The 10937-nt window shown below is 47.5% G+C and carries 11 protein-coding genes; 4 read left to right on the top strand and 7 right to left on the bottom strand.

Translation table 11 applies throughout. From position 1 onward, the window contains the following. Positions 1 to 298 precede the first annotated feature (298 nt). Positions 299 to 2230 (top strand): FAD-dependent oxidoreductase, encoded by a 1932-nt coding sequence (locus LBQ00_06030; protein MDR2018410.1) that lies wholly within the window; start codon positions 299 to 301, stop codon positions 2228 to 2230. Beyond that, positions 2230 to 2424: a 4Fe-4S binding protein gene (locus LBQ00_06025; GenBank protein ID MDR2018409.1), complete on the top strand. Its 195-nt coding sequence runs from the start codon at positions 2230 to 2232 to the stop codon at positions 2422 to 2424. The genes LBQ00_06030 and LBQ00_06025 overlap by 1 nt, the downstream gene beginning before the upstream one ends. 157 nt (positions 2425 to 2581) lie before the next feature. On the opposite strand, the gene LBQ00_06020 is transcribed toward LBQ00_06025, so the two are convergent. Next, positions 2582 to 3040, bottom strand: coding sequence for a MarR family transcriptional regulator (locus tag LBQ00_06020; GenBank protein ID MDR2018408.1), 459 nt, complete (start codon positions 3038 to 3040; stop codon positions 2582 to 2584). Positions 3041 to 3368: 328 nt separating this feature from the next. After that, complete coding sequence (locus LBQ00_06015; protein MDR2018407.1) at positions 3369 to 5216, bottom strand: cadherin-like beta sandwich domain-containing protein; 1848 nt, start codon at positions 5214 to 5216, stop codon at positions 3369 to 3371. A gap of 1014 nt (positions 5217 to 6230) precedes the next feature. On the opposite strand from LBQ00_06015, the gene LBQ00_06010 reads away from it, so the two are divergent. Then, positions 6231 to 6764, top strand: coding sequence for a DUF2939 domain-containing protein (locus LBQ00_06010; protein MDR2018406.1), 534 nt, complete (start codon positions 6231 to 6233; stop codon positions 6762 to 6764). A 5-nt stretch (positions 6765 to 6769) separates the two neighbouring features. Beyond that, the gene (locus LBQ00_06005) at positions 6770 to 6997 is read left to right on the top strand and encodes a hypothetical protein (protein ID MDR2018405.1); all 228 of its coding nucleotides are present in this window, start codon (positions 6770 to 6772) and stop codon (positions 6995 to 6997) included. A 113-nt stretch (positions 6998 to 7110) separates the two neighbouring features. On the opposite strand, the gene LBQ00_06000 is transcribed toward LBQ00_06005, so the two are convergent. The 5 genes from LBQ00_06000 to LBQ00_05980 form a co-directional block, all read right to left on the bottom strand. Continuing rightward, entirely contained in the window at positions 7111 to 7437 is a 327-nt protein-coding gene (locus LBQ00_06000) for a LysR family transcriptional regulator (protein ID MDR2018404.1), read from the bottom strand. A gap of 254 nt (positions 7438 to 7691) precedes the next feature. Continuing rightward, positions 7692 to 8747, bottom strand: coding sequence for a molybdenum ABC transporter ATP-binding protein (gene modC, locus LBQ00_05995; protein MDR2018403.1), 1056 nt, complete (start codon positions 8745 to 8747; stop codon positions 7692 to 7694). A gap of 1 nt (position 8748) precedes the next feature. Beyond that, positions 8749 to 9441, bottom strand: coding sequence for a molybdate ABC transporter permease subunit (gene modB / locus LBQ00_05990; GenBank protein MDR2018402.1), 693 nt, complete (start codon positions 9439 to 9441; stop codon positions 8749 to 8751). 6 nt (positions 9442 to 9447) lie between these two features. Beyond that, positions 9448 to 10200: a molybdate ABC transporter substrate-binding protein gene (gene modA / locus LBQ00_05985; protein MDR2018401.1), complete on the bottom strand. Its 753-nt coding sequence runs from the start codon at positions 10198 to 10200 to the stop codon at positions 9448 to 9450. A 561-nt stretch (positions 10201 to 10761) separates the two neighbouring features. Continuing rightward, positions 10762 to 10908, bottom strand: a complete 147-nt coding sequence (locus LBQ00_05980) for a hypothetical protein (protein MDR2018400.1) — start codon at positions 10906 to 10908, stop codon at positions 10762 to 10764. Positions 10909 to 10937: the final 29 nt, after the last annotated feature.

The raw sequence follows: 10937 nt of genomic DNA, 5'->3' as shown, positions 1-10937 counted from the left end.
CCCAACAAACAATCCCCCCGCCAGTTCCTGCGGATAGAGGCTATAGATCTCGGCAGCGGCGCCAGATTCCATCATCCTCCATTTTTTTAGGTCTAAGCGCGTAAAGAATATTGAACTCTCCGGGCGGATACTTATTTAAGATAGACGGCCAGGAAAGAGAGGAGAGATGAGGGAGGTGTGTTTCAGGGGAGTGAAGTTATATACTTGACTAACTATTTTAGGCTGTGGTAAATCGTACACAGATATTTAGCGTTAGGCGTGGCAGGGAATCAAATACAAATAAATGCAAGGACATGACATGGAAAAGTACCCGCATATTTTTTCCCCGGGGCGCATCGGAGTCCTTACCGCAAAAAATAGAGTCAAATACGCGGCCACGGAGACCAATTTCCCTTACGGGGATGGTTTTGTAAGCGACAAAGAAGTGGCCTACATGGAAGCCCAAGCTCGGGGAGGGGCGGGTATAGTGACGACTCAGGGGGCATATCCGGACCTGAAGGGCGAAGGAAAAGGATTCAAAGGCATGATGGCCATTTACGACGATGCCTTTATACCCGGTCTTGCCCGTATCGCGGATGTAATCAGAAAACACGGGGCGCTCTCATGCCTGCAGATACTTCATTGCGGGAGAGAGGGCGGTGTGGAGCTTGATTATAGCCTCATGGCTTCTGCCGTTCCCCAGAAACTGTCCTACTTCAAGAAACCCAGGGATATTACGGTTGAGGAGATAAAACAGTCCGTGAAGGATCATGTTAGGGCGGCGAGAAGAGGGGTCGATGCCGGGTATGATATGATAGAAATTTCCGGTATTGTAGGATACCTTGTCTCCACATTCGTTTCCCGATACACAAATAAGAGACAGGACGAGTACGGCGGGGATATACAGTCCAGGTGCCGTCTCATGGTCGAGGTGCTTCAAGGTATCAAAGCTGAGGTTGGGCGCAATTTTCCTGTGGGCATAAGGTTGTGTGGCCTTGAGCTTCTCGACGACAGGGGAGGTAATACTTTTGAGGAGAGCCTTGAGAGTTTCAAGATCGCCGAGAAGGCAGGAGCTGATTTTGTGAGTGTAACTATAGGGTGGCATGAATCGTCCCAGTCGGTTATCACGAGGGACGTTCCCATGGGTCACTGGCTCTATGTGGCTGAAGCTGTGAAGAAGGAAGTAAATGTTCCAGTTATGATGGCCTTCCGGCAGTTTCTCCCCGAAATACCGGAAAAGGCGCTTGAGAGAGGCAGCATAGATTTCTGGGAAGCCTGTCGTCCTATGATTGCTGATCCCGAGCTTCCAAAGAAAGCGCGAGAGGGCAGGGAAGATGAGATTATCCCTTGTATCGCGTGTAATCTCTGTTTTTCGCGTCTCTATTACCATCAGCCTATAGGGTGCTCCGTGCGGCCCAATCTCGGTAAAGAGGCGGATCCCGCATGGGGGTACTACGGCTTTGCCCGGGTTAAGAAACCTAAAAAAGTGGTCATCGTGGGAGGAGGCCCATCGGGTCTTCAGTGCGCGTCAGTGGCGGCCGCAAGAGGGCACAAAGTTACACTTTTCGAGAAGGCGCACAAAGTGGGCGGCAGCGTTCTCCTTGCAGCAAAGGTGGATGATGGAGCCATGGAACTGCTTCGTCCGGTGAAGATGCTTGAAGGAGAGTGCAGGCGCAACGGAGTGGATATCCGCCTTGGTGTGGCATGTACTCCAGACATCATAGCAAAAGAAGGGCCGCAAGTGGTAGTGCTGGCAAACGGCGCCGGGATCAGGAAGGCGCCTTATCTTTCGTCGCAGGCCTTTCTTACTCCAGAGGACATTATGGCAAAAGGGATAAAGCCACCGCGCCGGACCGTCATTATCGGGGGTGGCGGCGTGGGTCTTGGGATAGCCGTATTTTTGCTCCGCACCGGAGAGTACGACCTCACGGTTATCGAAGAAGGCACGAGATTCGGCCGGGATGTGAACCCCTTTTATTTGTGGCAGTATGTGAGGTCTCTGAAAGAGAAGAAGGTCGTTCTCATGGCTGGAGTCCGCATTTTAGGGATTGAAGGGCATGGTATTCGTCTGTCCGGTTCTTCTGGTGAAAAAGTGATAGGGTTCGACGGAATCATATTGGCTAAGCAGGAGCCTGCGGAAATCTGGGAGACTGTTCCGGGGCGGGAAATATATTATATAGGTGATGCAAAAAGACCACGAAGAATAAATAATGCGATTCATGATGGATATCGCATGGGGATGAATATCTGATGATACCTGTTATCGGTTTGGAAGAATGCACAGGGTGTGGGAACTGCGTGGAGGCATGTCCGCCTGAGGCGTTGTCTCTAAAAGGCGATAAGGTGCATCTTGCAGCGGACCTTTGCGAGGAATGCGGTTTTTGTGCCCCCGAGTGTCCAATCGGGACTATATCAATCCCCTTTCCGCGTTCTACCGACAAGTAATACTTAAGCGGCAGGCAGTCCGGTCCAGGAAAAAAGATTGAATCCGACCCTGTTTAGGGTCCTATGGCTGGTGCCGCCTCTTTAGGCGCGAGACTGAAATCTTTCCGTGGAGATGCAAGACAAGAGATCTTCCATAGATGGAATGAAGGAGTAAGAGCTATTCAAGTTCTCTGTTATTTCTGATAAGGAGTTTGAGATTTTGCAGAAGAACTGATTTTTCATTCTCGGCAAAATCTTTCAACATCATGTATATGTAATCATCCCTCTCCTTCTCAATGCGGATTAGCGTCTTCTTTCCCTTTGGGCTGATCTCAAGGATTGTAACTCTCTCATCACTTGGATCCGATTTTCTCTTGATGAATCCGTTCTTTTCGAGTCTGCGCGCAATGCCGGTCATGTTCGCAACGGGAACGATCATGATGCGGCTCACATGGGTGATTCTGCTCTGGCCATCCTTTGAGGCATCAATCACCCTCAGCATATTATACTGCGGGAAGGAAAGGCCGTGTTTTCTGAAGATGTTGGAGACGGCCCTTTTGAAAGTTTCGGCCGCTCTCACGAGCGCCATCAGCAGGTTTTCATCGGCGCTAAGATCGCTTCGGTAATTAATTCCCATGGCTTCACCTCAAGTAGTCTATAATGTTTGGAAAGCAGGAGGAAAAAATTATAGCAACTTATCAGCCGATACTCCAGCAATAAGTGCATTGAAATTAAATATATTGATAGTTTATATATTGATATTTTGTATTGTTCGATGACCTATTGGATTATAGAGAAAGGGGTTTAAATCCGGCATTTTCTTCCGTGCTGATTAGACCTGGGAGTTTCTGGATAAGGGCGCATACGTATTGTCCGGCTGACAAGGGGTGAAATGATATTTGAGCAAAAATACAGGCCAAGGCGATTTAAGCCTTGGCCTGTATTTTTGCTCCTTATGGATTTGCCTATCTCTTAATAACCCTGAAATCCTTAACGTTTGAGCCGTTGCCCTTGATGTCGAATACCAGGTAATAACCGTTACCGAGAGCGATTTCACCGCTTATATTGCGGTTGTTAGCATTGGAGCTTAGAACAAACTCTCTGCCATCGATAACCAATGTTAAAACCTTACCATTGAGGGACAGGTTGCTTTGGCTCAAGCCGTTTCTCAATATTCCTGAGACGCTCTCCTGTAAAAACTGTGCATCGGTATTTAAAACTGCAGGCCTTACATATAATTGATATGTCTTGGTGTCTACTGACGGACCAAATATATTAGTCGCTGTGATAGAAAAGATTTTCATGCCTGGTGTTCTTGGAATCCCCGTAATTATTCCTTCTTGTGCATCTATCCACATTTCTTCAGGCAGACCGCTCGCCGACCAATAAATGGGTGCGGTTCCAGTTGCTGTAAGTCTCACACCAGGATACAGTTCTCCTTCCACGGCGTCTGGCAACCGGTTATTTGGAAATGTCGTTGTAATGATGGGTGGTATGCCTACAATGATGGGTGGTTCGTCAGTTGTTTCGATAAACAACTGTTTTTCATCAAAGCCGTATTGGTTTTCCGCTCGTATAGTGAAAGAAGCGGTCTCCCCTTTCCTTGGGATGCCTGATATAATACCGTTAGCGGTTAATATCAAACCTTCCGGCAATGCTCCCCCTACGATGCTCCAACGATCGGGGTCGCCTGTGGCTTCCAGCTTTTCATTGTATTGGGTTCCCGCCGTGCCAGACGGTAACGAGCTGGTAGTGATCTCAGGCGGCTCACCTTCACGGGTCACGGCTATTGTATAGGTATGTGTTGCGCCATTTTCGGCGGTCACTGTAATAGAAAAAGCGTTTATGCCAACGACAAGATCCTTTGTCCCTGTGCCGGCAACTGAAGCCGCTCCATGAGTGGCTGCAGCTGTTATGTTAATACTGCTGACATTATTAGGGACAGTGACCGTATAATTTGTAGTGTTGGGTGTAAAGGCGGGGATAAGCGTTCCAGCGCTGACGGTGAGCGAAGCAAGCGTAGCATCGCTCGATAATTGTGTCCCTACGGTGTTGACGCCTGTAACGTCTTCAAAAGCGGTAACCGTGATGATGTCAGCGCTTTCGTCTGTGGTTTTCCCATTGAAATACTGAAACGTATTCGCGCTACCATACCTTCCATAACCAAAAGCAATTTTGTATTGACCGGGGGGAACTGTCAAACTATACTGGAAATAACCTTGGTTGTTGTTCAAGCTATACCAACTCTCATTATCATAATCATTACTTTTGAGTTCCCTTAGGGCAATATATCCGTGTAAGCCAGGATCCGGAAAGACGACATCTGTTGGCAGTGAAAATTTGCCTTGAATGATGCCACCAAACCGCCCCAATATTGGTAGCGGTGCGCCTGCCCTTATTTCTGAGATGCTTACCGGACGACCGTTGTTGGAGGTGTTGTAGTCGGCATATTGCGAGAATATCGCGAGATCGAGAAAAGGCATATACATATAATAGTCGTTTTCATTGCCCACAAAAGCGTCGACCCACTCTTTAGACAGATAAAACTCAAACTTGCCGTCTGGCGTAACCGTAACATGCGTATTAACGGGCATACCGCCCTTAAACACCCCGATGGACGGCGTTTTTCCCTGGGGAAAAGTGATCGGTCGCACGTCCTCTTCCATGCTGCCTCTATCGAAAAACTGTCCTGTAATTCTATATTGATCAGCACTATATGCAACATTGATGAAAAAACTTGAAGAGTATATTATGGTCAATATAAATGCCGCTGAAACGAGTACAGATAAAAGTATATTTTTCTTGGGTCTCATCTTGAAACGCTCCTTTTCCGGGAAGTAAGTCCCTGTGTTGTTTTTACCGTTGTAGCGCTTTACAGCGTAATATACGGCGCACCATGTTTTTATCCAAAACCCGTCCTCATCTCATGTAACTCCTTTGAATACCTAAGTATTTACCCTTAGTTGTAACTATCAAAAAGTACACATTTTGATAGTTGCTTAATTATCTTTCCTGCTTAAGTTTTTATTCCCGTAAACGCCTATAAAACGTAGCTTCTTTTAAGCCTGTCTGCTTCAAGACTTCAGTGATCGTCAGCGCTCCTTGCTCTCCCGTCGCTTTACCAAATCTTCGAAACTGCGGGGCGGCCTTTTGACGGGCCGCCCAAACCTTACGCCCCGTGCCTGCTGTAATTATCCGGTTATCACTTCGATTGTAATAGGATTTTGTTATCTTAACCCCGCGCCTTTCATCTCGGATGTCATACATCATATTGAGCCTTGCTACTGTCGGAATCGCACCCTTGACGTTCTGGCGACGGTTATCTCCATCAGTCTCTTCTCATAAAATGCTTCTATATTTTATCTTTCCTGATACTATCCGGCTCCCGTTTAATATGCTCGTCCAAACAGGGATGTAATCAAGCCTTACGACAAGAAAAAGGCCGAACTTAAGACCAAAAAAGGATGAACTGGCAAATAAAGAGTGATAGTTCAGGAAATAAAGAGGAACTATGGTTATGTCCTTATTTTCTTTTCCTTACATGCCGGCCTCATGCTTTTATCGATCGCTATATTCTCTAAGAGAAAAAAGACCATCAGGTATTTTGGTATGGTAACCTCTCTGGGCTGGTTTTTTTTCTTCCTTGATGCTATCTTTTTATTTTATTGACCAACAAGGAGCAACACCATGCCTCGTCCATTGAGTTTTGGCATTCCCTGTGCCGCCGTGTTTCCGGGCCATGCAGATAAAAGGAAGCCCTGCCTGTCTGTTTTGGAAGAAACCCACCGGCATTTGCCAATGCTTCCTGAGAGGGAAATAATCACCGTATGAAGAAAGGCAAGGTAATACTCGTATCGGGCGTTATTCTTCTCTTAATGGTCCTGGCCTTTATCTATCTTAAAACCACCCCGTACTACTCGATTTATCGATTTATCCTGGCAGTGAGCGATCATGATGCTGAGGCCGCCATGAAATATGTTGACATTGATTCTGTCACCGAAAGCCTCGCAAAGAGCCTTTTCCCAAGAGACGAGACCTCCACCGGGCTAAATAAGGGTATCGCGTCGGCTGTTTCGACGAACATGCTAAGCATTAAAGAAGGCGTACGCCTCTATCTCGTATCGGTCATACGCGGCCAGGGCAGCATCCCGCTAAGCAGCGGGTCAACGGTAACTCTCGGCAATCTTGACATACATGACGTCAATGTGGGCATAATCTGGCATCTCCGTGTCAGGCGGGAAGGCAATACAGCTTCTGTAGAGATTAAAAGCAAAGGCGTAGAGGCGGTAAAGATGAGAAAAACAGATGATGGTTACTGGAAATTCACCGAAGTCCTTATCGAAAGATACGGCAAGGAATAATCTATATGTCCCGTAAGGTAAGACAGAAATATTATCAGGAACCTCTCTTTGATGAGTTGAGACGTGATACCTGTTATGTTTGCTATGAGAGGATCGACAAGGACGAGGGTGTATACATCGGCAAGAACCTCTGGCGGCACAATGGCTGTAAGCCCGGCGGAAGAAAGTGGCTTAAGAACAAAATCGGCCATACGCAGGATTCGGAGAAGTTGTTTGGTCCGGGTATTCGATGAGGCCGATGATCTGCGAAGGATCATTTCAAAGCCGCCCACCTTTTCTGTCTAAGCGCACGTACTATAACGCCCGGCCCAAAACCTGCCGCCATGCTGATATTCAGATAGAGATATTAACCGAAATGCTTGAGGTAGGTATTTTGGAGAACTTCTTGCACTTCTTTCCGGAATAACTCATAACGATTCATGAACTCCGCCCCTTCGGGTGTGATCGTAGAACCTCCACCGGAGCGGCCTCCAGTATGTCTCTCAAGAAGGGTGAATCCCAGTTTTTCTTCAATGGAGCGAATCGTGAGCCATGCTTTGCGGTACGACATGTTCATTTCCATCGCCGCCTGATTGAGCGAACCCGTCTTCTCCACAAGCTTTAACAGACTGTAAGGGCCTTCACCGAAAGCCTTGCCATCCTTGTCAAGCCACACCTTATACGCAAGCTTCATTTTCTCCATATAGTTTTTTTACATCTGTCCGGCCGCTCTGTCAAGACTTTTGGCGGATTTTACAGTGGGTTTTAGATCCACTCCCTCCATGAAACTGATTGAGCAGACCGGTTCCTGGTGGAAGCCTGGTCAGGCATATAACATTTACACTCATGGGTTCTGTCGGAAAAAAATATGAGTTCCCTTGCGGGATTGACCTTCTGTTATGAAAAGGCGGTTCATGGAATCGGTCCGGTTGATATGGTTTGGACTAATCAACCCAGACGCTTGAAAGCTGTGGCTTTTATGGCGGCAAAGATTTCGTTTCCCTTTGTTATGCCAAGATCTTCGGCAGCCTGCCTGACGATTTCCGCTATGAGGCGTTCTCCGCCACACTCCAGTTCAATGCCAAGCCTGTAGCCTGCATCAAAAACATTGGTGACGCGGCAATTCAGCAGGTTGCGGGCGCTGATGGCTTCCGGGTGACGCCTGAAGAGAATTATTTCCATTGAAGACAGCTCAAAAAAGGTGGACGGTTGGTCGCTGCCCATTGAAACGAAAATCTCCCGGTTCCCCCAGTCATAGGCATACAGGCCATTTATACGGCGTGAGAATTTCAAGGCAAGAAGATTGGTATAGCCTGTCGTGTTACCTCCCATGTATGATCTTGCCAGATCCTCTGCAGTCATATGTCCCGTAATGCGCCCTTCTGCCATACTTAGCACCTTGTCCGCCATGATTCTCATTTCGACTAACGAATGTGAGATGAAGAGGTACGGGATCATGAAGGTCTCGCATGTCTCTTTAAGAAAGGGAATAATCTGGAATTTGAGGTTGTCGTCAAGACCCGACAGAGGTTCATCCATTACGAGCAACCGGGGACTGGAAAGGATTGCGCGACCGATAGCCACCCTCTGTCTTTCCCCGCCGGAAAGATTCCTGATTCCTCTGTCCAGGAGATGGCCAATTCGCAGCACTTCTACCAGATTATCCGGCGTGATTCTGCGGTGCTCAGGCGCACAACGCCTGTAACCATAGAGGAGATTGTTTCTTACGCTTAGATGAGGAAAGAGATGGGGACGCTGGAATACCATGCTGATGCGCCGTCTGTTTGGAGGGGTGTTGATCTGTTTGCTGCTGTCGAAGATCACATCTCCATCAAGCAGGATTATCCCTCTATCAGGATGATTCAGTCCTGCGAGAAGGCCCGTAAGCGTCGATTTGCCACCACCGGAAGGCCCGAATATCCCAACCCGCTCACCTTCAACATCGTAATCCACATCCAAATGAAACGTCCCGAATTGTTTTTGTATTGCGATCTTTAATTCCATGTCAATCGGCCTTCTTTATCATACGTCTGCTAAGCCATTCGTGAAGTACCAGCACGGTTATGGAGATGGTGATGGAGACGGTGCAAAGGACCATTGCCAGAACATCCCCCCTTGGAGAGCTGACATATTCGTAAATGGCAAGGGGGATAGTCTGGGTGACCCCAGGAATATTGCCTGCCACAATGATTGTAGCGCCGAATTCGCCGAGTCCCCTTGCGAACATAAGGACGGAACCAGCAATAATTCCCCGCATTGCGAGCGGTATGATCACCGTCACAATGTTGTCGAACCATCCTGCCCCGAGAGTTCTCGATGCTTGAATAAGCCGCCGGTCGATTGTCTCCATGCCGGTTCTGATAGACCTGACCATAAGCGGAAAACCGACCACTGCCGTTGCAATAACAGCTGCTTTCCAGGTGAAAATTATACTGATGCCCAAGGGCTTAAGTATAAATTTTCCTACCCACCCCTGCTGTCCCAGGAGAAGCAGCAGCAGGTATCCTATCACTACTGGAGGCAAGGTCAATGGGAGATTGACCATTACATCAAGGACGATTTTCCCCCGGAATGAGCGGTAGGTCATAAGGTAGGCCACTGCAAACCCAAATGGAAGGGACAATAAAGTCGCCACCACTGAAACTTTCAGTGACAGCAATATTGCCGAGTAGTCTGTGGGTGTAAAAGCGGGCAGCATTGATGGTCAGTTCACCAGAAAACTGTACCTTTGAAGAACTGTCTTAGCCTCGGGAGACCGCAGGAACTTATAGAAAGCAAGTATTTCGCGCTTCCTGCTTCCCGTCGAGGTCAGTGCCATTAGGTATGTTGGTCTCGGATAGAGACCCTGAGGCACGGTAAAAAGAATCTTAACGTTTTTGGCCATCTGTTCCGCATCAGTCTTATAGACAAAAGCGCCGTTCACTTCACCGCGATCCGCATATAGGAGACATTCACGGACGTCTCTTGCCATGACCAATTTCTTTTCCATCTGTTTATCTAGACCTTCGTTTCTGAATGCGTCCATGGCATATTGACCGGCAGGCACGCTTTTGGGACTGCCGATGGCGATCTTATCCAGCCTTGCCGCATCTTTAAGATCCCTTATCTTGAGACCGGGGTTACCTGCAAATACGAGCTCGTTAAAGGCAAAGGTCGTGATATTTTCTCCGTCGAGAAGTTTCTTCTCTCTCAGATAGTCTATCCACTCCTGATTTGCCGAGAAAAATATGTCGCAGGGAACCCCGTTTTCGATCTGCTTTGCAAGGGCGCCAGATGCTCCAAAATTTTTCTGCACGATTATGCCCTGGTGTCTCTTTACAAAGATCTCTGACAACTCGGTCACGGCTTCTCTCAAGCTTGCTGCTGCGGAAACATTGATCTCCACGGCAAGGGCTAACCCGATAAGCAACATAAAACAAAGCATGCTCAATATTGCGCTTATGACTGTTTTCCTCATTTTAATTTTCCATACAGTTAATCTGTTTCATGCTAACAGAGCGGTCTGACAATTCAAGCGGACACTCGATAATTATCCACTGTCCGGCGTACAATCTCCACTCTTGATGTTTTTTTTAAGCCGACAGCTTAAGTACGTCAAGTGTAACCGGCCATCTTGGCGTCAGGAAGGTCGAGAGACCGGTTTATGAAAAGAAGATAAACCAAAATGCCTCTGGCTGATTTCCAAGGAAAACCTCCGTGACCGTCCTGTTTATATTGCCAGTTCGTTATATACTATGAGTAATAATGATTGTCAAACTATTTTTTGCCCATGGAATCAGGCGTTATGACTGCTGTTCTGCATTATCTGTCTGTGGGGGGGGCAGAGAGGATTGATTATTTATTTAGGGGAAGGGGCCTTGCTTACCGTCAGTTTTTCTGCCGGTAAGCCGGTAAGATGGGAGAAATGTCTGGGCCGTTACAATAGTGAGTTTTCAGGTAAAAAACCTCCTGCGGGACTGATATTTCAATCCCGCAGGAGGTTGCGACTCATTCAGTTTATTCCGCCGTCAAAGACTATTTACTCCCCCATCACCTTAATGGGGACAGTATTTCTTTTAGTCGTCCCATCACCTAACTGACCGGAACTGTTCCTTCCCCATGCCTCTAAGGACCATACCTCTCCATTATCGTTAAAGGCGAAAGAGTGATAGTATCCGGAGACAATAGCGTTTGCGGACAGATTATCAATCCGTA

This window comes from Syntrophobacterales bacterium (assembly GCA_031274925.1).
Classification (GTDB): domain Bacteria; phylum Desulfobacterota; class Syntrophorhabdia; order Syntrophorhabdales; family Syntrophorhabdaceae; genus PNOM01.
This window is presented reverse-complemented; position numbering and strand designations above follow the sequence as displayed.